Below are 24218 nucleotides of genomic sequence, written 5' to 3'. Positions count from 1 at the left end.
CCCGTCAGTTGATATGTGTTTCAAGAAAATCCTTGGCCTTGTCCAGCCAGGACTTGGCCTTGGGATTGTGCTTGTCGCCGCCGCCCTGCAGAGAGTCACGGAAAGCTTCAAGCAACTCTTTCTGTTTCTTGCTCAGTTTAACCGGCGTTTCCACCACAACCTGACACAGCAGGTCGCCGGTGGCGCCGCCGCGCACCGATTTGACGCCTTTGCCACGCAGGCGGAAGACCTTGTGGCTCTGCGTTTCGGCCGGAATTTGCAGCTTGGCTTTGCCGACCAGCGTCGGCACTTCCAGTTCACCGCCCAGCGCCGCCGTGGCAAAATCAATCGGGACCTGACAGATCAGGTCGCTGTCTTCGCGGCTGAAGAAACTGTGCGTTTTGACGTCGATCTGCACATACAGATCACCGTTCGGGCCGCCCAACTCGCCGGCTTCGCCTTCGCCCGAAAGACGAATGCGGTCGCCGGTATCGACCCCTGCGGGGATCGTGACCTTGAGTGACTTCTCGCTGCGCTGACGCCCTTCACCACCGCAATCCGGGCAGTATTCGGTGATGATCTGACCGCGACCACGGCATTGCGGACAGGTTTGCTGGACCGAGAAAAAACCCTGCTGCATGCGCACCTGACCCACCCCGTGACAGGTCGGACAGGTCTGAGGCTGGGTCCCGGGTTTGGCCCCTGAACCGCCACAAGGCGAGCAGTTGTCCCAGCGCGGAATCTTGATCGTGACCTCCTTGCCGAAGGCCGCCTCTTCCAGCGTGATGCTGAGGTTGTAGCGCAGATCCGAACCGCGTCGTGCACCGCCACGGCCACGTCCGCCGCCGCCGCCGCCGAAGATATCCGAGAAGATATCGCCGAACACATCGCCGAAACCGGCTCCACCGGCACCGCCGCCACCCATGCCCTTGAGACCGTCATGACCATAGCGGTCATAAGTCGCCCGTTTCTCTTCGTCGGCGAGCACCTCGTAAGCTTCCGAGGCCTCCTTGAACAGCTCTTCGGATTTGGTGTCGCCCGGATTGCGGTCCGGGTGATGCTTCATCGCCAGGCGGCGATAGGCTTTTTTGATCTCTGCGGCCGAGGCGTCACGTTTGACACCAAGAACCTCGTAATAATCACGCTTGCTCATGGGCGTAGGGCTGGTTTGGTCGGGCGATGAAACGGGTGCGCCGGAAACGACGAAGGCGCGAAGAGCTTACTCTTCGCGCCTTGATGTTACGCGGCCTGGGCGGCGTTACTTCTTGTCGTCGTCCTTGACTTCCTCAAACTCGGCATCGACCACGTCATCCTGCGGCGGCGCGCCAGCATCGCCTGCACCGCCCGCGGCTTCGCCCGCCTGCGCCGCATAAGCCTGCTCGGCCAGCTTGGACGATGCTTCCGCCAAAGCCTTGGATTTGGCTTCGATGGCGTCCTTGTCATCGCCCTTGAGGGCTTCCTTCAATTCGTCCACTGCAGCCTGGATACTGGTCTTCTCCTCATCGGAGACTTTGTCGCCCAAATCTTCCAGCGACTTCTCGACACCGTGCACCAGACCTTCGCCCTGGTTGCGCGCTTCGATCAGCTCGCGGAACTTGCGATCTTCCTCGGCATGCTCCTCGGCATCCTTGACCATCTTTTCGATTTCGTCATCGGACAAACCGCTGGAGGCCTTGATCGTGATCGACTGTTCCTTGCCGGTGGCCTTGTCCTTGGCATTGACATGCAGGATGCCGTTGGCGTCGATGTCGAAGGTGACTTCGATCTGCGGGGTGCCACGGGCCGCCGGCGGAATGCCTTCCAGGTTGAACTCGCCGAGCATCTTGTTGGCGGCAGCCTGCTCGCGCTCACCCTGGTAGACCTTGACCGTGACCGCCGACTGGTTGTCGTCCGCGGTGGTGAAGGTTTCCGATTTGCGCGTCGGGATCGTGGTGTTCTTCTCGATCAGCTTGGTCATGCGACCGCCCAGCGTCTCGATACCCAGCGACAGCGGGGTCACGTCCAGCAGCAGCACGTCCTTGACGTCACCGGACAGCACCGCACCCTGCACGGCTGCGCCTACGGCTACGGCTTCATCCGGGTTCACATCCTTGCGCGGATCCTTGCCGAAGAAGTTCTTGACCGCTTCCTGCACTTTGGGCATGCGGGTCTGACCACCGACCAGAATCACGTCGTGGATTTCGCCCGCCGACATGCCGGCATCCTTGAGTGCAACCTTGCACGGCTCGATGGTGCGCTCGATCAGATCGGCGACCAGCGACTCCAGTTTGGCCCGCGACAGCTTCATGGTCAGATGCTTGGGACCGGAGGCATCGGCGGTGATGTACGGCAGGTTGATTTCGGTCTGGCTGGTCGAGGACAGCTCGATCTTGGCCTTTTCGCCGGCTTCCTTGAGGCGCTGCATGGCCAGCGGATCACCACTCAAATCCACGCCCTGCTCTTTCTTGAACTCGTCGGCGATGTAGTTGATCACGCGCAGATCGAAATCCTCACCACCGAGGAAGGTGTCACCGTTGGTGGCCAGCACTTCAAACTGCTTCTCGCCGTCGACATCGGCAATCTCGATGATGGATACATCGAAGGTGCCACCGCCGAGGTCATACACGGCCACGGTCTTGTCGCCCTTGACCTTGTCCAGGCCATAGGCCAGCGCCGCTGCCGTCGGCTCGTTGATGATGCGCTTGACGTCCAAACCGGCGATCTTGCCAGCATCTTTGGTGGCCTGACGCTGCGAGTCGTTGAAGTAGGCCGGCACGGTGATCACCGCGGAGTCGACCTTCTCACCAAGGAAATCCTCGGCGGTTTTCTTCATCTTCATCAGCACCTGGGCGGAAATTTCCGGCGGTGCCAGACGCTTGCCCTGCACTTCTACCCAGGCGTCACCGTTGTCGGCCTTGGTAATTTTGTAGGGCACCATTTTGATGTCTTTCTGGACCACGTCGTCTTCAAAACGACGCCCGATCAGACGCTTGATCGCATACAGCGTGTTGGTCGGGTTGGTGACAGCCTGGCGCTTGGCCGGGCGACCAACCAGCACTTCCCCATCGTCGGCGTAGGCGACGATCGACGGCGTGGTGCGTTCACCTTCGCTGTTCTCGATGACCTTGCTGGACTCACCGTCCAGGACCGCGACACACGAGTTGGTGGTCCCGAGGTCAATACCGATGGTTCTAGCCATTTGTTTACTCCGTGTTGCGTGGCTGCTGGCCACGCCTTGTATTCATGAAAGGGGCCGTTACGCCCGATTGGTGTCTAAATTGGGGATGGCCGGGGCGCTTTCAAGCAGCGCCGTCGGTCGGCACCGCGCGCGAGACGATCACCATCGCCGGGCGCAGTACGCGCTCATTCAGCACGTAGCCTTTTTGCATCACATCGATCACCGTGTTGGGTGCGACCTCAGCACTGGGCACCGCACTCATGGCTTCGTGACGGGCAGGATCAAAACTCTCGCCTTTGGGATCGACCACCTGAACGCCGTGGCGCGCCAGCACATCACCGAACATTTTGGCGGTCAGCGCGGTACCTTCGATGTACTTTTCATCGGCACCGGCATCACGTGCGGCTTTGAGGCCCATTTCGAGGCTGTCCGATACTGCCAGCAGATCCTGTGCGAACTTTTCCAACGCAAAACGTCGAGCTGCGTCAACTTCGCGCTCCGCGCGCTTGCGGATATTGTCTTGCTCGGCCGTGGCACGCAGGCAGCGTTCCCAATTTTCATCGGCTTTGGCCTGCGCTTCGGCCAGCTGAGCCTTGAGCTCATCGACGCTGGGCTCTCCCGCCGCACTGACGTTCTGATCAGCCGCGTTGTCGGTTTGATCAGGCCCCTCTGGCTGATCCGGATTGGCGTTCGGCTCTTGCTGCACGCGCTTGCTCCATAGAAGTGGGTGAATACGGCCTCACAGGCCAGGCTGGCGCCTATTTGGGGGTGTTCCGACGGCTTTCAAGGCATGCACCGTGCCGTTTTCACTGACGCGAGGTGTTGTCACCGTTCAGTACACCGCCCAGCGCGGCTGCAGTGGCGTCAACCAGCGGTATGAGCCGCCGGTAATCCATGCGTTGCGGCCCGATCACGCCCAGCACGCCAGCCATTTCGCCATCGACCTGGTACGGCGCCGTGATCAAGCTGCAATTGTCGAGGATGTCGTAGCCCGACTCCCGCCCGATATAGATACGGATGCCGTCCGCATCCAGGCAACGGTCGAGAAATCCGAGCAGTTCGCGCTTGCGGTCCAGGGCATCAAAAAGCCCTCGCAGGTATTGCGGATTGAGCAACTCATCACCGGCCAGCAAATTGCCGCGCCCGGAAACCGCCAGCTTGCTGCGGGATGCCGGATTGGCCACCTGCTCAGCAAACACCGCGACCTCGCGCATGATGCGATCGATCTTTTCCCAGCGCTCACGCACGTCGCGGCTGAGCAATTCACGCAGGGCAAGCAAGTCGCGTCCGGCATAGCGTTCATTGAGAAAACTCGTCGCCTGGGCCAGACGTTCAGCCGAAACCGGCTCAGACACTTCGAAGATACGGTTTTGCACCTGGCTGCCATTGACCACCAGCACCGCCAGCACCTTGCGCGCGGTCAGCGGCACAAACTCGATCTGATGCAAACGGCACTGATTACGCCGCGGAACCGAGACCACCGCCGCCATGTGGCTGAGCTGCGACAGCAAATGCGAGGCGCTGCTCGCGGCTTCTTCCCCGGCTTGCAAACGCGCCAGCAACTGATGCCGCAAAGCATGGAATTCACCCAGCTCGGGCGCCTGCGGGCTTAACAGGGTGTCGACGAAGAACCGGTAGCCGCGCTGCGTGGGCACGCGGCCGGCCGAGGTGTGCGGCGCATTGAGATACCCCAGACGCTCCAGATCGGACAAAGTGTTGCGGATGGTCGCAGCACTCACATTGAGACTGCTGGTTTCCGACAACAGACGCGAGCCCACCGGCTGGCCGACCATGATGTAGCGCTCGACCACCAGCTTAAGAATCTGGCAGGCACGCTCGCTCAGATCGGCGTGATTGGCCGTATCGACGGAGCTGTTGCGGTCTGGATCACCCATGGCGCATTAATGGGGATCGTCACCCGACAAGTCAAGCGTTCGTCAGCTTCCCCATGGATCAGCTAAGCTTGCCGCGAACTTTTCCTGAGCTCGGCCTCGATCGTGAGCGAATTCAAGACCATAGGGGTTGTGGTGAAAACCGACTCGCAGCAGGCGCCCAGCGTGGGATGTCGCTTGCTGGACGACCTGCGCTCCCGTGGCCTGCCCACCCGCCTGGATCGCGACAGCGCGGCCTTGCTGCAAGGTCAAACCTCAAGCTTGAGCATTGCCGACCTTGGGCAACATTGCGATCTGGTCATTGTGATGGGCGGAGATGGCACCTTGCTGCACGCTGGCCGCGCCCTGGCCGCCTCCGGCGTGCCCCTGTTGGGGGTCAACCTGGGTCGGCTGGGCTTCATGGTCGACATCGCACCGCAGGACATTTCCGATTCACTGAGCCGCATACTCGATGGCGCCTACCGGGTTGAGGAGCGCCTCATACTCGAAGCCCGCGACGCGGCGGGCGAGCATCCTGCCCAGATCGCCATCAACGATGTGGTGGTGCGTCATCAGCGCTATGTGCGCATGCTGGACTTTTCCACCTACGCCGACGGCACATTCATCAGCCAGCATCGCGCCGATGGGATCATCGTATCGACACCGACCGGCTCGACCGCCTATGCCCTGTCCAGCGGTGGCCCGATGATGCACCCCAGTCTGGACGCCATGGCCCTGGTCCCGATTTCCCCGCACACGCTGAGCGACCGCCCCCTGATGCTGCCGGCCTCGACCGAATTGACCGTGGATATCGCCAACGATCCGGACAACCCGGCGCTGTTCACCTGTGACGGGCAGAAAGACAGTCACCTGCCGCCCGGCGGCAAACTGGTGATCCGGCGCAGCGCCTTGAGCATGCGCCTGGTTCACCCCACCGACTATGACTATTTCGGCATTCTGCGCAGCAAACTGCACTGGGGCCGCAACCGCAACGACGCATGAAACCCTGCCTGTTGTCTCTGCATATTCGTGATTTCGCCATCATTCAGGAAATCACGGTTGAGTTTTCCACCGGTTTCACCGTGTTCTCCGGCGAAACCGGCGCGGGCAAATCCATACTCTTTGATGCGCTCGGTCTGGTCCTGGGCGAGCGTGCCGATGTGGCGGTGGTTCGCGATGGCGCCAGCCGCAGCGATGTCACCGCGATTTTCGATGTCAGCGAAAACCCGGCTGCCCGTGAGTGGCTGGAGCAGCATGGTCTGGACGATCCCGATGACGACAGCGGCGAGCTGGTCATCCGGCGCCAGATTCAAGCGGCCGGAACCTCGCGTGCGTTCATCAACGGCGCGCCGGCCAAGCTGAATCAGCTCAAAGCCTTGTCAGAGCATCTGCTCGACATACACGGGCAGCACGCGCATCAGTCCTTGCTCAAACCGTCAGCACAGCGCGCACTGCTCGACAGCTACGGTCAGCTGGATGCTGAACTGTCCAAAGTGAAACAGGCCAGCCAGGCGCTCTCGGCCATCGAGGAGCAGATCGAGCGCCTCTCGCAAGGTGAGGATCTCAGCCAGCGGCGCGAGTTGTTGCGCTATCAGCTCAACGAGCTGAACGAACTGGAACCTAGTGAATCCGATTTTACCCAGCTCGAGCACGATTACCGTGTGCAGTCCGAAGCCGAACATCTGCTGCAGCAGGCTGGCGCAGCTCATGAACAGCTCTACGCCGGCGAGAGCAGCCTGTACGATCAGATTCAGGGCGTGCTTCAGGGTCTGGACAGCGTCAGCGCGTTCGACAAGCGCTTTGCCGAAGCCTTCGAGCTGTGCCAGCAGGCCCAGATACAACTCAAGGAAGCGGCGGGCTTGTGCGAAGACCTGAGCGGCGAAATCGAACCCGATCCGCAAGCCCTGCGCGCACTGTCGCAACGTATCGACAGCTACCAGAGTCAAGCACGCAAGCACCACACCACGCCGGAAGGTCTTGGTGCTTACTGGCAACAGCTGATCGCCGAGCTGGCCGAGCTGGAATCATCCGAGCATGATCTCGATCAACTCACGGCCCGCCTCGAGACCGCCAAACAGGAATACGCGGATGCGGCACTGGCCTTGTCCAAGCGCCGCCAGCAAACCGCCCAGGCGCTCAGCCAGGCGATCACCGAGGCTGTTCGTCCGCTGGGCCTGGCTCACGCGCGCTGCGAGGTGGACGTCAGCCCCAACCCCGCCGCACCACCCGGCCCGCATGGCCAGGACCGTATCGAGCTGCGCGTGGCCATGAATCCGGGCCAGAGCGCTGGCCCCTTGTCGAAGGTGGCCTCAGGCGGTGAACTCGCGCGCACCAGCCTGGCCATTCAGGTGGTGTGCCTGGATCAATCCCCAGTGCCGGTCTTGCTTTTCGACGAGGTGGACGTCGGCATTGGCGGCGGCGTGGCCGAAACCGTCGGACGCCAACTCAAGGCGCTGGCGGCACGCTATCAGGTTTTTTGTGTCACTCACCAGCCGCAAGTTGCGGCCCTGGCTGATACCCATTTTCAGGTCAGCAAGCAGGTCAGCAATGGCCAAACACAAACCGGCGTCATTGCGCTGGAAAATGAGGCCCGCATAGACGAGCTGGCCCGCATGCTGGGCGGGGTGAAAATCACCGACCAGACGCGGGCCCACGCACGTGAGATGCTTGATTTGGGGCAGCAGCAGGCTTGAACCTGCGGCCCGGCACTATTTGCTGTGGCCGGCGCAGTCCTTGCCCTGGCAGTTGCCATACATGACCAGGCTGTGGTCGGTGAGAATGAAACCGTTTTCCTCGGCGATAGCCTTCTGACGGTCTTCGATGGTCTTGTCGACAAATTCCACGACCTTGCCGCAATGCACGCACACGATGTGATCGTGATGCTTGCCCTGCTCCAATTCGAAGACGGCCTGCCCCCCATCAAAGTTGTGACGCGCAATCAGTCCTGCTGATTCGAACTGCGTCAGTACGCGGTAAACCGTCGCCAGACCAATTTTCTCGTCGCCCTCCTCCATGAGGTGGCGATAAACGTCTTCAGCGCTGAGGTGCTCGTCCGGGTTATTCTCGAAAATCTCGAGAATTTTGAGCCGGGGCAAGGTGACCTTCAGGCCGGCCTTGCGCAAATCCTTGGTTTCCAATTTCTCTCTCCGAATGAGCCGGATTCTTTATTCCGGTATTATCGCACGCCTTCCCATACTGTGTAGCTTCCATGCGTTTGCTGATCCCTTTGATTCTTGTTGTAACCACCGCCTGCTCGCCGGTGTTCAAGCTCAACACGCGACAAGGCAACATGATCGACGACGAGAAACTGCAACAGGTGGAAACGGGCATGACCCGCGAGCAGGTGCACTACCTGATGGGCTCACCGCTGGTGCAGGACGATTTTTCGCCCGGGCGCTGGGACTATGTGGTGTATTTCCGCACCGGCGCGGGTGAAGAATACCGCCGCACGGTCAGCATGTACTTCGATGGCGATCTGCTGCAGCGCATCGACGATAGCAATCCGCCCAAAATGGTCGGTGACGAAGAGGCCGCTGAACCGGACGATCTGACGCCCGACAACCTGCCCTAGGCCAACGGCCCAGGTTTCAGACGCTAGGCTTCGCGCGCCCTTTTGCGGCGCGCCTCTTTAGGATCGGCCTTCAGGGCCCGGTAAATCTCTGCGCGATCGCGTGCCTCAAGGGTCTGACCCAGCTTGCCGATCTTGCCCCACACACCGACCTTGTTCACGGTCAGGTCGATTTCCGGGCACAGGTCCAGAATCCCGCTGCGCCGGACGGCTTCCTCGACCGTGCTGCCCTGTGGCACGTTGAGTGACAGCAAGTGTTGTTTTTCAGGCGTGGCATAGGCCACTTCAACGGCGATCAAATCACCCGTGGTTTCGATAGACATCGGTGTCGAGAGGCTGAAAAAATTCCAAAACGAAGTCCATGATACCGCTGGTGTGCAGCAACAGCAGCAACAGCAGCAGGCGGGCGCCAAAGCGCAACCAGATATACCAAGGCCCCATAGCGACCAACGACGAACCACTGGCGGCCAGCACCAGCCCCGGAGGCAGCGCGCGCCCAACAAAGCTGGCGATTAACAAACAGTTCAGCGGGACCAGCAGATTGACGCCAAGATAGACCAGCCAATCAACCGCCCCACGCCCATAGATCTCCCAGTCCTGCCAGGGACCAAAACTGAAAATGGCGAGCAGCCCCACCAGCCAGGCCAGCAGCGTCATGCTGCCAGCGGCGGCAACGCGCGAGCAACGGAAACGTTCACGAATGGACTGAACAAAAGGCTCGATCAACAGCACCGCCGAGCTCGCCGACAGCAGCAATAGCAAGCAGAAGAACTGGACCTGCGCCCCTCGGTCATGCCCCAGGCCAACAACCAGATCAACAAACACCAGCTGTACGCCGCTGCTGACAACCTGATCGCCGCCCACCATTGAGGCCACCGCTGTGCCGATGACCAGGGAAAATGCCAGGTCCAGCATCACCACGCCCACAGCAATTCGTGCAGTGTGAGTCGTATTTTCCAGCCGCCGCCCGACCACGTAGGCAATGCCCAGCCCCACGCTCAACGTGAAACAGGCCTGCGCCAATGCATCCCAGAATCCATCAATGCCGAGTTCCGCCCAACGCACCCGAAACAGCGCATCCAGGCCATTGTCCGAGCGCTGCAGTGTGGGCAAAGTGTCTGCCAGGCTGAGTGCCAGAACCACCATCAGCCCGCCAAACCACATGGATGCGCGCAAAATGCCCATACGCCAGCCCTGGGCGCTGGCGACACCCACGCACAGCCAGAACAAGGTATGCCATACAAGGCTGCGCTCGGGGTCTGCAGCCAGATCCAGAAACAGGGCGCGGGCGGTATCGGTATCGAGGTTTTGCGTCGCGCCGCTGGCCGCACGGAACACGTAGCCGAAACTCCACCCGGCCATTGAGCCATACAGCGCGATGACCGCAACGCCCGCCAACGGCAAGGTGTAAATCAAAACCAACCACAGGCGCGATAATTTCAGCGCACGCACGGTTTCGCGACTAGCAGGAGAAAAACGCGCCCCGGCGAGCTTGCCAAATGCCAGCTCGGCCATAAGCACCGGCGCGCCAAGCGCCAGCAACGCGATCACGTAGACAATCAGGAATGCGCCACCACCGTGGTTGATTGCCAGCGAGGGCAAACGCCAGATGTCACCAAGTCCTACCGCCGCAACCGCAAGCACCAAAATGGCTTGCGTGTTCGACAGGCGCCACATGCCCTGTCCGCGCATATTCAGACGCGTTTAGGCGCTAAACGTGCAAGCTGACACGCTCGCGCAGACAGGCCTTCCAGCCTTCTGCGACAATAGCTCAATTGTAGTGGCGACAATGGACTGAATCCCCCCGATTCTGTTCACGCCCGGAAGCTTACCGCACCGAACTGATGAAAAAGAGCAAATCCAACGCTGGCGAGCGAATAATTGCGAAAAACCGCAAAGCGCGTCACGAATACACCATCGAGGAAAACTACGAAGGCGGCCTGGCCCTTGAAGGCTGGGAGGTTAAATCCCTGCGCGAAGGTCGCGCCAACGTGGCCGAGGCCTACGTGCTGATCAAAGATGCCGAAGCATGGCTGATCGGCTGTCACATCACTCCGCTGGAATCGGCCTCAACTCACGTCAACCCCGACCCTACGCGAACCCGCAAGATCCTTTTGCAACGCGCCGAACTGAACAAGTTGATCGGCGCTGTGGAACGCGCCGGCTACACCCTCATTCCGCTTGATCTGCACTGGACACGTGGCCGAGCCAAACTCGACATTGGCTTGGCCAAGGGCAAGAAACAGCACGACAAACGCGCCGATATCAAAGAACGCGATTGGGCCCGTGACAAACAGCGACTGCTCAAAGTTCAAGGCTGATTTTCACCGCAGATGAACTCTCGCAGTGCAGTCCGGTCTATAATGATCAGCGCTGCGGGTTCACAAATTCTGTGAGCCGCACAGCAACCGGGGGCGACATGGTTTCGACAGGATTCGCGACGCCCGAGGTGCATGCCGAGGTTGTTTTGGCCCTCGTAAAACACCAAAGCAAACTAAGTATAGTTGCCAACGACGACAACTACGCTCTGGCCGCCTAAATAGGCCAGTGCCCTCCCGGTCATTGCTCATAGTGCCGGATCAGGGTATCGACTCATATGAGATCGCCTGGACACTGGCTTCTTGTGAAAGGGTTAAATCAATACAGAAGCTAGGCTTGCGCGTTCTCCGCTGACTGGGTAGCGCAGGTCAAAAACTTCACAGTGAGCTAAGCATGTAGAGCCGAAGGTAGAGGTCTTCTGGACGCGGGTTCGATTCCCGCCGCCTCCACCAAATGTTGTTTAGAAACAACAAGTTGCGGCGGGCCTGACGGCCCGCCCAACCCCCCACCCCACATTAAGCAAGCGCTCCCATTACGGCTTAGTCGAAAAGCACAACACGATGCGGTTTTGCGCAATTTCGGCTCATTCATAAACCAGAAAGCTGCTGAATTGCGGGTCCGTGCGGTCTAGCTGGAGCTGCCCGAGTTGCAGAGTGTCCCGGCATGCCTTACAGGTCACTTCGTCGAACAGCTTGCTTTGAGGCACCCAGCCAGCGGGGGGCATGTATCCGCAAACGGCGCTGGTGTGTTCCGCCCTGATTGCGTGTATGTGTTCGTGGCGCATGATGAAACAGAACACTTCGCCCGATCCGTCCGGCCTGCGTATTGCTGGAATCCATGAGTCTTCATTCATGGGCGCAGATTAAAGGGCGCGTGACTCAGAACGTGAGCCTCAGGTAACGCGTGCATGGTATGTTTTATCTGACCGAATAACGACTAATAACGAACGCCAATTATTCGGGTGTCATCTTATCTGGCTGACTGGGGGTAACCATGCCATTGATTAATTGTCCTGACTGCGCGGCGGAAGTGTCAGACCGCGCACCCTCTTGCCTTCGGTGCGGTGCTCCGATCGCAAGTGCCGTAGAGTCAAAAGCTGCGGGGGCCGCGCTGACAACGACGCAAGGCACGAGCAAGAAGCTCAAGATGCAATCTCTTTTGTCATCAATACTATTCTGGTTGGGGGTGGCGCTAACAATTGGAATGGCCCAAAGTGGGAATGGGAATGAAGACGACATGCTTGTCCCCGTACTCATGACCATGATTGGGCTGGTTTGGTATCTCGTGACCAAAATTCGAATTTGGTGGCACCACGACTGACTATCCCGTCAGCTAAATGGGCTCGACCTCAACTTGCCGCCCGTCTGCGTATATCGCCACGCCCCCGTGAGCTTTCAGCCAAAACTCTGCCGTCAGAGCGTCGGCCATGCCACGGGCGCGGGTTGCCATCCTGTCGTATGGCGCAAGGTCTAACGCGTCGGGGTGATCTTCAATCACGATTGCGCGCTTGTTCTCATCGAAAAACAGGTGAAACCGTTCCATCGCTTGTCCTGAAAATAGGTTGCTTGGTTTCAGCTACGCTATTTTTGCGACAATCCGGACAGGGTTCATAAGGACGCAACATGATTCCCGAGCAAGACAAGAATCCGAACACAACGGTTTTTCAGGGGGCTGAGTCTCGCGAAACGGGGGGGCATTTCTCCGCTGAACATGCGCTCGCTTGGTTCGACTGGTTGGCATACGAACAAGAATTGCCGCTCGCCTATTGCAGTTGGAAGGACTTCCCAACAGCACGATGGGCTAGATTGGTGGCGCTTACTGACCCCACCAGTTGTTTCATGATGGCATTGGTTGCTCAGATTCCGTGCGCTGTTGTATTTCAGTTTTTCCCGTCCTACCTCCTCTGTTTGCCGCCCCTGGCGTTAGCTGGGTTCGCAATTTACGTCCATGTTAAGAGGTGGGACGCGCGCCACTACATGAGCTTCAGGCATTTGCAGTTCTTGAGAACCCTGCCGAAAAAGCAACTAAAGCCAATTTACAAGAAACTTGACGATAGCTTTAGCGCGGACTTCATGGATGTGGATAACATCCGTGCCGTTCTATTTGATGATTACGACAAAAATCTACGGAAGGCTGAGATATTCGAGGCGGCACGCTGGGGGGCTAGAAAACGCTTCTAAAGCCCGACACTGTGAAAGCTGCCGGGCTTCGTTTGCTGCGGGCCTAGTGCGGTGCGGGCGGCAAGCCTTTAGCCGCTAGGTCTGCTTGGCGGGCCAGTTCTTCGGTCTTATCTGCGTCTGGTGAAATGAAGTTGTTCAATTCACGAATGCCTGCGTGATAGATCTCGTCCAGCATTTCATTTGCAGTTGTGAGCTTCTGGCGACGGGCCACCAAGTCGGGGAACCACCGCTTTTCCGCAGCGTGCCTGATCGCCACAACGTCCGTGTCCGACAGTCCGCACAGGAAGGGCTTAGAGCTTAGTACGGCGGCGACAACGTCTTCGTCCGCACTTCCCATAAAGGCCCGGCGGTCTTCTTTGCTTTTCAGTTCTTTAATATGACGGCGAATTTCTTCGGCCTGCTTTTCCGTCTGACGGCTCCGAAAGCCCTTGTCGAACGTTGCGTTGATTTCGTCAATGGCGCGCTTAACCTCGTCGGATGCTTTCAGGCTCGCCGCCAGATGTTCGTCCTTCGCTTTGGTGGCCAGTTTGTGAACCCGCAAGTCATGGTCTACGCGGTTCTTGGTGCGATCTGCGCGAATCGTTTTCTCAGCGCTAATGATGCTTTCTAGCGCTTCGCGGGGTTTGGCGTAGGTGCGCCGGGCTAGTTGCAAAACGTGGTCTTCGCGGTCCTTATCTTGAAGCCCTACGCGGTGGTCGAACATTCCGGTTTGGAATCGCCCAGGAATTGAGCGTTTCGGTGGAGCGTGTGCGGCCTCAATTGCTGCCCGTTCTGCTGCGCTAACTGCGCCCATTGCTGCGTTCGCACGTTTGCCGTGCATATCTACTGGTTTCATTATTTAGAAGCCCTTCGTTTTTCTGACCTTAACGGTCGCTGGTTTGTAGAAAATTCCATACGCGGCGGCGTCTGCGCCGTGATCCGGCCCGCGTGTGTCCACGTCTTCAGGTCTTTGCGGGTGTCGATCCAGGTATGGAACTGTTTCAAGCCAGTAACGGCACCGCCGACTGACAAAAAGTGCTGGTTCTTCGCGTTCTTTAGCGGCTTGCATCATTCGCCGCATACGCTCCCAGCGTGATGCTCTATCGCCCTTTCCGGCGCGGTGCAGGATTAGTCCCGCACGTCTGTACTCGTCGGCCAGTGAGCCGCTGTTGCTGCCGTGGTTGGAGAAGCAAGCGTCATCCATGCAGCCAGCAGGGCGCACGCCCCATTGCTTGCACTGCTCGACCACCTCAATGGCCATTGTTGGAATGGTCAGCCCTAAGCCCTTGTTCAAGCTGTTGGACTCAACAAATGCGATCTCATCCAATAGCACCACGCTGCCCGCTGGATACCAATTGCCGTCCGGGCCTTCAGCGCCAGGGCTTTCGCACATGATGTAGAACACGCAAGGTGCTGCTGTGCCGTGGTCGCCTGCAATCCAGGTGCGCCACTTGCCACGGGTCGGCACCTCCAACCACGGGTCTATGACGTTGTGAGCGTCACTAAACACGCTGCCAAAGAACGCGCCCTTAGCAATGTTCCAATCACCGTCTAGCCACGCCCGCCGCAATGCTTCGTCTGTCGCTGTTGCGGCTTCAATCTGGCGTGCATAGCGCGTATCCAGGTGGGGGTTATCTTCGAGCGTTGAAGGTGCTGTAACAAAGCGTGCGCCTGTAGCGGGCTCGGTATACGGCACAAACGGGGTTTGTCCGACTACATGGCGTGCAAACAGCCACGCATGGCCTGCGCCACCGGGGTTAGCTGCCAGGATGAACCGGCAGGGGATGCCCGCCTTTGAGCGCAAGCAGGATCGCAGCAAGTCCAAGGGCGCGGGGTCGGGGAACTGGCCAGCTTCGTCCACAATTATCAGGCTGAAGCTCTTGCCCTGGAACTTGGAAAAATCCGCCACGCTTTCGATCTGATCGAACGCCACCGTTGCACCGTTCGGGAACTTGAACATGTGCGTTTGCGCATTGAATGAAACCTTGTCGTATGCACTGGTGAACAGGTGGCGGGCTTCGGTTTCAAAATCGCGTAGGTCGGGGAAATTCTTGCGAACAATCAAGACGCGCGCATTCTTCCCGTACTGTTCGACATGGCGCACGCTAAGCAATAGCTCGGCAAAAGTCTTACCACCGCCTCGCCCCCCCGCTAAACAAATGTCCGTGTCTTCGGGGATAGACAGCACGCGCGCCTGGTAGTCCGTGGGCTGAATGACCGTCACTTCGTCATTCATGGTCGGGTGCCTCAAGCTCTAGCGGGTCTGCTGGCTGGATCAGCCGTTCATACTGTTTGGACGTGAGCGCGCCAGGTAGGTTGATCGTTACGGATGAACGCCCGTCTTCACCGCCTGCGCCTTGCTCTCTCAGCCCGTGGCGTGCTGCAAGCATGAACTTAGCCGCCTGAACGTCGCCTTCGATTGCGTACTGGTACATGCGGCCCAGCACCGCGTCGCGTTCAATGGCCAGGGCTTCGGCCCATAGGGCTTTAGCGTCTGCGTCTTCGCGCACGATCCTGCGCCACGTCCTAAAGGACATGCCCAGCGCTCGGGCAATCTTGGTTTCGGCCAGTGCTGCGTCTTCGGCCATTTTCAGGATGAAGTCGCGTGCGCCTGGGGGTAGTCTTTTTCTAGGTCTAGGCATTTGTTTGCCTCCGCTTAGTAGTTCGTAACGATCCGAATTTGCACTTAAAACACTTGTTCTCCCGTTTGCTTTTTAACGGGTTAGCTTGGTTTTTTGTTGGTTTTATTGTTGGGTATTGCAATTCAAGCGCTATAAGTGCTTGATTTACATTTATCTATGGTGGAGGGGTGGTCCGCCACACCTATGTATCAAGGAATTTACGTCTTGTGCAGAGACACCACCTACAGCAGCGACGGCAAAATCGGCCATCGTTTGCAAATAGAAAAATAGGAACTAAGAAATTTGTTTTTCCCATTCGCGATAGTTAAGAAAAATGCTGTCTCTGCTGTCTCTGTCATTGGATGATTGGCGGCGTCTCGGGTGGGTTTATCTCCAGCCCTTTAACAACCCTGCGACCATTCGAGGGTGATGAGGCGTAACCCAGACGTTTAAGCCTGCTTGCGAACGGCGAATGCGCGAGCGTGTTCTTTATTGAGTTGCTGCGAGCCCACTGCTTGTAATGCGTGTATATCTGCTCGGGCGTGAGGCGGGCCGAATCATTTGGACGGCATTGATCGCGGACAAACTGCGCCACCTGGTCGGCTTCGGTCTGCCATTCCATGCGTGCGGCGCGGGAGCTTGATGGCTCTTTGAAGCCATCGCGGACAGCGCGCGCGTATGCGGCAAGTGCCAGGTTAAGAATGCCGGGCAACTCAGCCTTCAGCTTTTGCCGTAGGTGTGGATCAGCGTTGCCTTTTTCTGGCGTGAAAGTGTTGTTGAAAGTAAGGATGCGGGCACGTCGTGAAAGGGCGTCGGAAAAATCCCGCGTGTGCGGCATGTGGTTGGTGCCGAACCAGCACGTTGCGTAGGGGGTTAACTCAAACGGTGGCTGGTTCTTGTGTTCCACGGTTGTTGCTTCGCCGCTCACAATTCCCTTTAAGGCGGCATCGTCTATCAGCTCGCCTTGTTTAATCTCAGTGACGATATTTGCCAGTTTGGCGTGCAGGTGGGCGCGTTGAAATCGGTTTCCAAACTGCGAAGGCTGCACCGCGCAAACATTCGTTTTCCCGATCAACTCTTGAAGCAGGTACAGAACTACCGATTTCCCGTTTGCGCCTGAACCGATCAGGATCAGGAACAATTCATAAATGCAGTGCGCCATGAGCGTGTAGCCAATAAACGCGAGTAGGAACTCGGCCTTTTCATCGGCGTCGGGGTCGCCGTGGAAAATTTCACCCAGGAAGCGTTCAAAGTTCGGGGCTTCGGCGTTAGGGTCGTATTCGACGGCAATCTGGCTGGTGCGGTAATGCTCGCGTTTATGCGGTTTAAGCTCCCAAGCGCCCGAGCCAGTTAGCACAAGCTCGCCGTTTAGGCAGTTGACGCATTCGGCAGGGCCGACATTGAACTCATGGTTGCGGACATACAGACACGTCTTCAGCATGTCGGCAATGCCAGCGGTTCTTGTTGCCGTTGCTGGCTCGCCAGACGCGCTCAGCTGGTTTGCGGCCCACTGCTTCAGTTCTCGGTCGTCTATGCGTGGCCATAGGCCAGCGTCGTTGTACATATAGGCGTTGTTGTTTGCGTATAGAAGGTTCGAGCCTCCTATTTGCAGAACAATTGCTTGCGCGTGCGTCAGGTCGTCCGTGGTGTCTTTGTGGCGCTCGCCCGCATCTACTGCGCGTATATCGCCCAGCGTTACTCCGGCTGCCTTATTGATCGCCTTGTGAATCTTGCTCTTGGCGATCCGTGGCAAGTGCCGGGCAGCCTCGACAACTTCCTGTATGGCGTCTGGCGAGCTTTCGGCGCCTAGGTCTTGAGCTAGTGCCATACACTCGTCATAGCTCAGCGTGGGCGGCTGTAGGCGCTCATCAAGCCAGGCTTTGGCTTGTGCTGCGTCTATCGTTTCTCCGCGCCGTGCAAACGCATCCATAACGGCATCTATCGGCCTGCGGCGTCCTTCGTGGGGGTCGCCAATGTCATGCAAGCCAAAATCTTTAATGCCGTCTCGATGAAATGAAAGGTCTTCTTCAAGGGGGCGGTCTAGTGCATCAGACGTAACGCGGTATCCGCCGTTTTGTTGCGGTATTGCATCGGGGTATAGCTCTGGCACCCATGCGGCCAGATTCGCCATTGCTGCGTCATTGGTGGCGCGGTATGCGTCGTTTTTTGGCGTGCGGGGCGGTGTCTGTGCGGGTTTGGCTGGGGCGTAGATCGCACGCAATTGCTCAACTGTATCGGCTAAGCAAGCATTTGGCTCGCCACCTTCAGCGACTCCTGACACGGTGAAAAACCGGCGCTCCGAATAGCATTCGATGCCTTCAGCGTGGTTGACGAACTGTTTGAACTGCTTGCCATAACCAATGATGTGCCAGCCGTCACCGCTGGGACTCTTTTCAATGTAGGCGGGAGCGTCTTCGATAATTGAAGCGTGGTGCGGGTGTTTGCTGGAATTATCCAGGTCTATGCCTTGCCAATTGTTGCCCGTCCCGTCCGGCCCGAGTGCAAAGGCAAGCCCGGCGTAGCTGCCAGACTTCAAGGCCACTAAAGCCTGATCGAAAGTGGCGAAGCGTGCCACGTCTTCAGGTGCGTCAAGCGTGCCGCGCCTTTTGGTGCCGTCCGCGTAATAGGGAACCTTGCTAGGTTTCTCGTTACCGGGTTTGTATTCCTCGCACCACAAGACCCACCGCTTAGCGTTCTTCATTCCGTCTGGAATGTTTTCTATTAGCTCTTGGATCGATAGTTTAATCATGCAGTTTTGCCCGCTGGATAAACTGCGCGTGTGTTATAATTACCGCGCAGAAAGTTGCCATTCCCTGCAATGCGTCCGCTCGGTGATCCAATCCGGTCGGGCGCATTTTTTTGCCTATTTCAACTGGTGATAAACAGCACAGTTAATTAGGCCATCAGGATAAAATCAGAATCGCCGTCAATACGCTTTCTTTCTGCGAACACCGCTAGTTTTTGACTAGCCAGTTCTTTTATGTGCTTGGCGTGTAGATAATTATCGAAAGGCCCGGCGACGATAAATTTCGGGGCGTTATTGTTCGCGTCTTTAGTCGCGACGAAATACACGGGTTGGGCGCTCATGCTGCTGCACTCCGCCCCTCGCGAGCCCAACGCCACACAGTTGCGGGCTTGACGTTGTAACGGGCTGCCACCTGAGCAACGGTAAGAAAACTTTCTTCGTTCGGGCTACGTTGCGCATTGTTCGCGCCGTGCTGATTTTCGTATTCTTCAAGCGTGGTTAGCTGCCACCGTGTGCAGCCAGGTGTAATCGATACCGGCTTGGGAAACTGGGGTTTTGAAATCACGGATTGCCACCAATTTGACTTTGATTTCCGTCTATTGTAATTGGCTCAATCCTGGGTGACCTACCCGAAAAATCTATAACCCATTGTTTTGTTGTGTTTTTATTTTTCAGCGCAGAAACTGGGCGCAACATATTTCGCGCAAAAACCATTGCGACGCACTCTATACGCATAGATCGAAACATGGCAACGGACTTCCTTGTCCATGTTTCAGCTGCGCCAGCCATGCGGTCATGAAACCGCCCGCTGAACCCCCTCACCCTGCCCTGCACAATATTCGGCCCATTGCTGCATCATCCTCTTGCGCAGCGGCAACAGTTCATCGCGAGCATACGCGGCACGGGTGGCGTCACTGTTTATATGAGCCAACGCGAGTTCGCTAACCTCATCATCAAAACCTACCGCCGAGGCACGGGCCCAGTCCTTGAAACTAGACCGAAAACCGTGCGGGACTATTGGTTTATCGTTCTGCTTTGGGTCAACCCATACGGGGACAGGCTTATTCATACGGCGCACCAGCGACGATATGCCCATGTCACTCATCATGTTGCCCTTGGGCGAAGGAAACACGAAGTTGCTGTTCGATGCTGGCAATGCTTTCAGTAGAGCAACCACAGCAGGACTAAGCGGCACACGATGCTCCTTTCCGCCCTTCATATTCTTTGCCGGTATCGTCCACACCTTAGTGTTCAGATCGATTTGATCCCATGTCGCCTTGCGGATTTCACCAGAGCGCGAAGCGGTCAATATTCCAAACTCCAGGGCACGGGCCGCCGAGCCTTCACGCTCCGCCAGCGCAGCCATGAACTCAGGAACACGCCCCCACGGCAATGCCGGATGATTCTCAGTTTTCTTGACCTTCTTTGGCTCCGGCAAGAGTTCCTTGAGGGCCCCTTTCCAAACGGCAGGGTTTGCCGCCTCACGGTATCCACTAACAATTGACCAAGTGAAAACGGATTCCATGCGTTGCCTAACTCGGGTCGCAGTTTCCGTGCGATCCAGCCAAATCGGTTGCAACACTCGAAGGACATCAGCCAGTGTGATGTCAGCCACTTCCATGCCGCCGATATGTGCGAACGCGTGACGCTCCAATGAGCTTATCCAGTCGGCGCGATGCTTCGAGTTTCGGAATTCATCCTTTTTCGCCTCATGTTTCGCCCGTGCCGCATCGGCAAACGTCATGCGTTTTGCTTGCTCTTGCATTAGAGCTTGCCGCGCCTTCTGCCGCTCAATTACAGGGTCAAGGCCTTGTTCGATTAAATCACGGGCGTCGGCTGCCTTCTCACGGGCACGTGCCAAGGACACAGCGGGATATGAACCCAAGCCAATATCGCGCCGCTTGCGCCCCACTGTGGCCCGCAGAATCCATGACCGGGCACCTGATGGGGTCACTTGCAGGTACAACCCTGCTACGCCGCCGACAGGGTTAAGCCCCACCCTATCCAAACGCTTTACCTGTATTGCTCCTAAGGGCTTGCTTATTCTGGGCACTGGGCACTCCTTGGACGCGGGTTCGATTCCCACATTACAAACGCGTATCAAATGGCAATTACTACCCAACCTGCTACCCATCATCAGGGGCGCAATTGGAAACTAATTGATCGATACCGATAGTAACACCAGCGTAGAGTATTTCTTACCCGATCAATAACTTATGAATAACAATCGGGTGCGAATTCGTATCATTCTAAGCGGACGCCGCCTCCACCAACACCCGACAAGGCCGCCCCACCGGGCGGCCTTTGTGTATCTGCCGGTTATGCGCCGAGCGCGAGCAGTTCCTGCTCGCTGAAACCGGCCTCGCGCCGCGCTGCGACATTGAAATGACCGGCTGCCCCCTTGTTGCCTGGCATGTACTGCGCCATCAAACCGGCGAAGGTTGAATCGGCCTCCAGGCCTCGCTGCGCACACAGGTGACGGAACCAGTGGCTGCCGATCGCCACATGGCGCACCTCTTCTGCAAGAATGATTTCCAGGTTCTGTACGGTTGCCGTATCGCCCACCTCGCGCAGCCGCGCAATCATGCCCGGCGTGACATCCAGTCCGCGCGCTTCAAGCACGCGCGGCACCAAGGCCATACGCAGCAAGGCATCATGGGCGGTCTTCTCGGCCATCTCCCACAGCCCGTTGTGAGCGCTGCAGTCGCCGTACGCCGCACCCATCTGACCAAGGCGTTCGCTCAACATCTGATGATGGCGTGCCTCATCGCGCGCCACGCTGACCCAATCCTGATAGAACGCCAGTGGCATGCCGGCAAAGCGCAAGACTGCATCCAGCGCCAGGTTGATGGCATTGAACTCGATATGCGCAACAGCGTGCACCAAGGCTACACGGCCCGCCTCAGAACCGAGCTTGCGCCGCGGCACCTTGGCCGGATGAATCAGCTGAGGCCGCGCTGGTCGGCCTGGTTGAGCCGGCAAATCCACCGCCTGATCAAGCGGACAGTCGGGCTGTGGCAGCTCCAGCGTCAAGGCACATTTTTGTGCAGGATCGGCGCAGCAATATGCGCGCAGCGTCGCCTCAGCCCAGTCCACGCTCAAGATCTGCGATCAGGTCTTCGACGTTTTCCAGCCCGACCGAAAGGCGAACCAGGCCATCGCCAATGCCAGCGCGGGCACGCGCCTGCGGACCGATGCGGTGATGCGTTGTGGTCGCCGGATGGGTAATGGTGGTTCGGGCATCCCCCAGATTGGCGGTAATTGAGACCAGCTCGCAGGCATTGATCAGCGCAAACGCCGCCTCCTGACCAGCGCGCAACTCGAACGCCACGATGGCACCGTGGCCGGATTGCTGCTTGCACGCCAGCGCGTGCTGCGGGTGGCTTTCAAGCCCTGTGTAGAAAACCCGCCCCACCGCCGCGTGAGCCTGCAGCCATTGCGCAATCTGCAAGGCACGTTGGGCATGCGCCTGCATGCGCAGCTCCAGCGTTTCCAATCCCTTGAGGAATACCCAGGCATTGAACGGACTCATGCATGGCCCGGCCGAACGCATGTACGCATAGACCTGCTTGCCAACAAGATCCGCATTGCCCAGCACTGCACCGCCGATGCAGCGGCCCTGCCCATCAAGAAATTTGGTCGCCGAATGCACCACGATGTCGGCACCCATTTCGATCGGGCGCTGCAGCGCCGGCGTACAGAAGCAGTTGTCGACCACCAGCAACGCATCCTGCGCATGGGCCAGGTCGGCCAGCGCCGCGATGTCGACGATCTCGGTCAACGGGTTGGTCGGGCTCTCGCACAGCAGCAGGCGGGTGTTCGGCTGCATCGCCGTGGCCCAGGCCGCCGTGTCGGCAGGTGCGACATAGCTGATCTCGATCCCGAACTTGGCCACGTAGTTGTTGAGCAAACCGATCGTGGAACCAAACAAACCACTGGCCGCAACCACGTGGTCGCCCTGCTTCAGAAAGGTCTGGCACACGCTCAGTATCGCGGCCATGCCCGAGGCCGTGGCCACACCAGATTCGGCCCCTTCGAGCGCCGCTAGACGCTGCTCGAAAGCATGCACGGTGGGGTTGTCGAACCGCGAATAGATGTAGCGATCCTCACGCTCATCAAACGCCGCGGCAGCCTGCTCGGCCGAGTCGAAGGTAAAGCTTGATGTGGCGAAAATCGCCGGTGAGTGCTCGGCAAACTCCGATTGCACGGCGTGCGCGCGGATGCCCTGAGTCGATACGCCCCAGCGCGCAGATTTCGCCTTGTCGTCACTCACGCTTCAAACCGGGTTATGCAAGTCAATGAACTTGCTGTCGCCAACCGCACCGCGCGACTGCTTGGCCGCGTCCGAACGAAACAGTTCAAGCTGGCTGAGGTAGGCATCGCTGACGTCCTGGGTCACATACTGCCCGGTGAAAACCGAATCCTCGAAGCGGCTGACCGACGGATTGCCCTTACTCACCGCCTCAACCAAGCCCTCAAGATCCTGATAGATCAGTCGATCGGCGCCGAGCAAGGTCTGCACTTCCTCTTCGGTACGCCCGTGCGCGACCAGTTCACTGGCCGTAGGCATGTCGATGCCATAAACATTGGGATAGCGCACCGGCGGCGCAGCGGAGGCGAAATACACCTTGGCCGCACCGGCATCACGCGCCATCTGGATGATTTCGCGCGAGGTCGTGCCGCGCACGATGGAATCGTCCACCAACATGACATTCTTGCCCTGGAATTCCAGATCGATCGGGTTGAGCTTCTGGCGCACAGATTTCTTGCGCTGCTCCTGGCCGGGCATGATAAAGGTCCGCCCGATATAGCGATTCTTGATGAAGCCCTCGCGGTACTTCACACCCAGCTCGTTGGCCAGCTGAACGGCTGCGGTACGGCTGGTGTCGGGCACCGGGATGACCACGTCGATGTCGTGATCCGGCCATTCACGCTGGATCTTGCGAGCCAGCCGATCACCCATGCGCAGACGTGCTTTGTACACGTAAATGTCGTCCATGACCGAGTCCGGACGGGCCAGATAGACATGCTCGAATATGCACGGCGTCAGTTCCGGATTTTCAGCGCACTGCCGCTTCAGCAAGCGACCGTTTTCGGTGATGATGACGGCCTCGCCCGGCGCGATGTCGCCGAGCAGCTCGAAACCCAGCACATCCAGGGCCACACTTTCCGAGGCAATGATGTGCTCCTGGCCCTGCGCCGTCTCGCGCACCCCATAGACCACCGGACGAATACCGTAGGGATCGCGAAAACCGACGATGCCAAAGCCCTGAATCATGGCCACACAGGCATACGCACCGCGGCAGCGTTGATGCAGATGGCCGATGGCTTCGAACACTTCGTCGGGCTGCAACGTCAGACTGCCAAGGCGGCTCAGTTCACCGGCCAGTACATTGAGCAGCACTTCCGAATCGGAATTGGTGTTCATGTGGCGACGGTCTTCCTGATACAACGCGCGGCGCAGCTCCGCGGCATTGGTCAGATTGCCGTTGTGCGACAGCGATATGCCATAGGGCGAATTGACGTAGAACGGCTGGGCTTCCGCCGAACTGGCGCAACCCGCGGTTGGATAGCGCACGTGGCCAATGCCAATCTTGCCGCGCAGACGAACCATATGGTTCTGATTGAACACGTCACGCACCAGCCCGTTTTCCTTACGCAGGAACAACTCTTCGTTTTCCACGGTGATGATGCCCGCGGCGTCTTGACCGCGATGCTGCAACACCGTCAAGGCATCGTAGAGTTCCTGATTGATCCCACGGTTGGCGGCAATTCCGACAATTCCACACATAGTCTTG

General features: G+C 58.2%; 22 protein-coding genes and 1 other RNA gene. 6 read left to right on the top strand and 17 right to left on the bottom strand.

Annotation, left to right across the window (positions count from 1 at the left end; translation table 11 throughout):
• Positions 1–4: 4 nt before the first annotated feature.
• The 4 genes from dnaJ to hrcA form a co-directional block, all read right to left on the bottom strand.
• Positions 5–1132, bottom strand: coding sequence for a molecular chaperone DnaJ (gene dnaJ, locus ATO7_RS12305; RefSeq protein ID WP_083562112.1), 1128 nt, complete (start codon positions 1130–1132; stop codon positions 5–7).
• Positions 1133–1237: 105 nt separating this feature from the next.
• Positions 1238–3190 carry a molecular chaperone DnaK gene (gene dnaK, locus ATO7_RS12300; RefSeq protein WP_276206694.1) on the bottom strand — a complete coding sequence of 651 codons (1953 nt, stop codon included), beginning with the start codon at positions 3188–3190 and terminating at the stop codon, positions 1238–1240.
• Positions 3191–3257: 67 nt separating this feature from the next.
• A complete protein-coding gene (grpE, locus tag ATO7_RS12295; protein ID WP_083562108.1) occupies positions 3258–3842 on the bottom strand; it encodes a nucleotide exchange factor GrpE in 585 nt (194 codons plus the stop codon).
• 100 nt (positions 3843–3942) lie between these two features.
• Entirely contained in the window at positions 3943–5031 is a 1089-nt protein-coding gene (gene hrcA, locus ATO7_RS12290; RefSeq protein ID WP_083562106.1) for a heat-inducible transcriptional repressor HrcA, read from the bottom strand.
• A 102-nt stretch (positions 5032–5133) separates the two neighbouring features.
• Here hrcA and ATO7_RS12285 point away from each other — a divergent pair, with 102 nt between their 5' ends.
• Positions 5134–6009, top strand: coding sequence for an NAD(+) kinase (locus ATO7_RS12285; RefSeq protein ID WP_083562104.1), 876 nt, complete (start codon positions 5134–5136; stop codon positions 6007–6009).
• On the top strand, positions 6006–7700 hold the full coding sequence (gene recN / locus ATO7_RS12280) for a DNA repair protein RecN (RefSeq protein ID WP_083562102.1): 1695 nt from the start codon (positions 6006–6008) through the stop codon (positions 7698–7700). Before ATO7_RS12285 ends, recN begins: the two co-directional genes overlap by 4 nt.
• A gap of 15 nt (positions 7701–7715) precedes the next feature.
• On the opposite strand, the gene fur is transcribed toward recN, so the two are convergent.
• Positions 7716–8144: a ferric iron uptake transcriptional regulator gene (gene fur, locus ATO7_RS12275; RefSeq protein WP_083562100.1), complete on the bottom strand. Its 429-nt coding sequence runs from the start codon at positions 8142–8144 to the stop codon at positions 7716–7718.
• A 71-nt stretch (positions 8145–8215) separates the two neighbouring features.
• Here fur and ATO7_RS12270 point away from each other — a divergent pair, with 71 nt between their 5' ends.
• The gene (locus tag ATO7_RS12270; RefSeq protein WP_083562099.1) at positions 8216–8578 is read left to right on the top strand and encodes an outer membrane protein assembly factor BamE; all 363 of its coding nucleotides are present in this window, start codon (positions 8216–8218) and stop codon (positions 8576–8578) included.
• A 23-nt stretch (positions 8579–8601) separates the two neighbouring features.
• Here the strand turns inward: ATO7_RS12270 and ATO7_RS12265 are convergent, their stop codons facing one another.
• Together ATO7_RS12265 and ATO7_RS12260 are read right to left on the bottom strand one after the other, a co-directional pair.
• Positions 8602–8898, bottom strand: coding sequence for an RnfH family protein (locus ATO7_RS12265; RefSeq protein ID WP_083562097.1), 297 nt, complete (start codon positions 8896–8898; stop codon positions 8602–8604).
• The gene (locus ATO7_RS12260) at positions 8876–10252 is read right to left on the bottom strand and encodes a sodium-dependent transporter (RefSeq protein WP_158523197.1); all 1377 of its coding nucleotides are present in this window, start codon (positions 10250–10252) and stop codon (positions 8876–8878) included. The genes ATO7_RS12265 and ATO7_RS12260 overlap by 23 nt, the downstream gene beginning before the upstream one ends.
• 167 nt (positions 10253–10419) lie before the next feature.
• On the opposite strand from ATO7_RS12260, the gene smpB reads away from it, so the two are divergent.
• Both smpB and ssrA read left to right on the top strand, forming a co-directional pair.
• Positions 10420–10896, top strand: coding sequence for an SsrA-binding protein SmpB (smpB, locus tag ATO7_RS12255; protein WP_083562093.1), 477 nt, complete (start codon positions 10420–10422; stop codon positions 10894–10896).
• A gap of 89 nt (positions 10897–10985) precedes the next feature.
• Positions 10986–11346, top strand: a transfer-messenger RNA (tmRNA) gene (gene ssrA / locus ATO7_RS12250).
• 880 nt (positions 11347–12226) lie between these two features.
• Here the strand turns inward: ssrA and ATO7_RS12240 are convergent.
• The gene (locus tag ATO7_RS12240) at positions 12227–12436 is read right to left on the bottom strand and encodes a hypothetical protein (RefSeq protein ID WP_083562090.1); all 210 of its coding nucleotides are present in this window, start codon (positions 12434–12436) and stop codon (positions 12227–12229) included.
• Between the two features lie 80 nt (positions 12437–12516).
• Here ATO7_RS12240 and ATO7_RS12235 point away from each other — a divergent pair, with 80 nt between their 5' ends.
• The gene (locus tag ATO7_RS12235) at positions 12517–13074 is read left to right on the top strand and encodes a hypothetical protein (RefSeq protein ID WP_083562088.1); all 558 of its coding nucleotides are present in this window, start codon (positions 12517–12519) and stop codon (positions 13072–13074) included.
• A gap of 43 nt (positions 13075–13117) precedes the next feature.
• Here ATO7_RS12235 and ATO7_RS12230 read toward each other — a convergent pair whose 3' ends face one another.
• The 9 genes from ATO7_RS12230 to purF all read right to left on the bottom strand — a co-directional run bounded on the left by ATO7_RS12230 (position 13118) and on the right by purF (position 24211).
• Positions 13118–13909, bottom strand: a complete 792-nt coding sequence (locus ATO7_RS12230) for a hypothetical protein (protein ID WP_146680328.1) — start codon at positions 13907–13909, stop codon at positions 13118–13120.
• A gap of 3 nt (positions 13910–13912) precedes the next feature.
• Positions 13913–15289, bottom strand: coding sequence for a phage terminase large subunit (locus ATO7_RS12225; protein WP_083562084.1), 1377 nt, complete (start codon positions 15287–15289; stop codon positions 13913–13915).
• On the bottom strand, positions 15282–15695 hold the full coding sequence (locus tag ATO7_RS12220; RefSeq protein WP_158523196.1) for a hypothetical protein: 414 nt from the start codon (positions 15693–15695) through the stop codon (positions 15282–15284). Before ATO7_RS12220 ends, ATO7_RS12225 begins: the two co-directional genes overlap by 8 nt.
• Positions 15696–16029: 334 nt before the next feature.
• Positions 16030–18423, bottom strand: coding sequence for a phage/plasmid primase, P4 family (locus tag ATO7_RS16830; RefSeq protein WP_146680327.1), 2394 nt, complete (start codon positions 18421–18423; stop codon positions 16030–16032).
• Positions 18424–18569: 146 nt separating this feature from the next.
• Positions 18570–18761, bottom strand: coding sequence for a hypothetical protein (locus ATO7_RS12210; RefSeq protein WP_083562062.1), 192 nt, complete (start codon positions 18759–18761; stop codon positions 18570–18572).
• 452 nt (positions 18762–19213) lie between these two features.
• Positions 19214–20473, bottom strand: a complete 1260-nt coding sequence (locus ATO7_RS12205) for a tyrosine-type recombinase/integrase (RefSeq protein WP_240499473.1) — start codon at positions 20471–20473, stop codon at positions 19214–19216.
• A gap of 266 nt (positions 20474–20739) precedes the next feature.
• Complete coding sequence (locus tag ATO7_RS12200; RefSeq protein ID WP_276206693.1) at positions 20740–21522, bottom strand: ferritin-like domain-containing protein; 783 nt, start codon at positions 21520–21522, stop codon at positions 20740–20742.
• Complete coding sequence (locus ATO7_RS12195) at positions 21503–22693, bottom strand: O-succinylhomoserine sulfhydrylase (protein ID WP_083562060.1); 1191 nt, start codon at positions 22691–22693, stop codon at positions 21503–21505. Before ATO7_RS12195 ends, ATO7_RS12200 begins: the two co-directional genes overlap by 20 nt.
• A 3-nt stretch (positions 22694–22696) precedes the next feature.
• Positions 22697–24211: an amidophosphoribosyltransferase gene (gene purF, locus ATO7_RS12190; RefSeq protein WP_083562059.1), complete on the bottom strand. Its 1515-nt coding sequence runs from the start codon at positions 24209–24211 to the stop codon at positions 22697–22699.
• Positions 24212–24218 lie beyond the last annotated feature (7 nt).

It is taken from the genome of Oceanococcus atlanticus, assembly GCF_002088235.1.
Lineage (GTDB): Bacteria > Pseudomonadota > Gammaproteobacteria > Nevskiales > Oceanococcaceae > Oceanococcus > Oceanococcus atlanticus.
Note: the sequence above shows the minus strand (reverse complement) of the source record. Positions and strands in the feature narration are given on the sequence as shown.

What these genes read in the sequence shown, in the direction of transcription:
- ATO7_RS12225 (WP_083562084.1), bottom strand. Translation starts at nt 15,289, where the DNA reads ATGAATGACGAAGTGACGGTCATTCAGCCCACGGACTACCAGGCGCGC.
- ATO7_RS12210 (WP_083562062.1), bottom strand. Translation starts at nt 18,761, where the DNA reads ATGAGCGCCCAACCCGTGTATTTCGTCGCGACTAAAGACGCGAACAAT.
- ATO7_RS12260 (WP_158523197.1), bottom strand. Translation starts at nt 10,252, where the DNA reads ATGTGGCGCCTGTCGAACACGCAAGCCATTTTGGTGCTTGCGGTTGCG.
- ATO7_RS12230 (WP_146680328.1), bottom strand. Translation starts at nt 13,909, where the DNA reads ATGAAACCAGTAGATATGCACGGCAAACGTGCGAACGCAGCAATGGGC.
- ATO7_RS12265 (WP_083562097.1), bottom strand. Translation starts at nt 8,898, where the DNA reads ATGTCTATCGAAACCACGGGTGATTTGATCGCCGTTGAAGTGGCCTAT.
- ATO7_RS12270 (WP_083562099.1), top strand. Translation starts at nt 8,216, where the DNA reads ATGCGTTTGCTGATCCCTTTGATTCTTGTTGTAACCACCGCCTGCTCG.
- hrcA (WP_083562106.1), bottom strand. Translation starts at nt 5,031, where the DNA reads ATGGGTGATCCAGACCGCAACAGCTCCGTCGATACGGCCAATCACGCC.
- dnaJ (WP_083562112.1), bottom strand. Translation starts at nt 1,132, where the DNA reads ATGAGCAAGCGTGATTATTACGAGGTTCTTGGTGTCAAACGTGACGCC.
- ATO7_RS16830 (WP_146680327.1), bottom strand. Translation starts at nt 18,423, where the DNA reads ATGATTAAACTATCGATCCAAGAGCTAATAGAAAACATTCCAGACGGA.
- smpB (WP_083562093.1), top strand. Translation starts at nt 10,420, where the DNA reads ATGAAAAAGAGCAAATCCAACGCTGGCGAGCGAATAATTGCGAAAAAC.
- purF (WP_083562059.1), bottom strand. Translation starts at nt 24,211, where the DNA reads ATGTGTGGAATTGTCGGAATTGCCGCCAACCGTGGGATCAATCAGGAA.
- recN (WP_083562102.1), top strand. Translation starts at nt 6,006, where the DNA reads ATGAAACCCTGCCTGTTGTCTCTGCATATTCGTGATTTCGCCATCATT.
- ATO7_RS12235 (WP_083562088.1), top strand. Translation starts at nt 12,517, where the DNA reads ATGATTCCCGAGCAAGACAAGAATCCGAACACAACGGTTTTTCAGGGG.
- ATO7_RS12240 (WP_083562090.1), bottom strand. Translation starts at nt 12,436, where the DNA reads ATGGAACGGTTTCACCTGTTTTTCGATGAGAACAAGCGCGCAATCGTG.
- ATO7_RS12220 (WP_158523196.1), bottom strand. Translation starts at nt 15,695, where the DNA reads ATGCCTAGACCTAGAAAAAGACTACCCCCAGGCGCACGCGACTTCATC.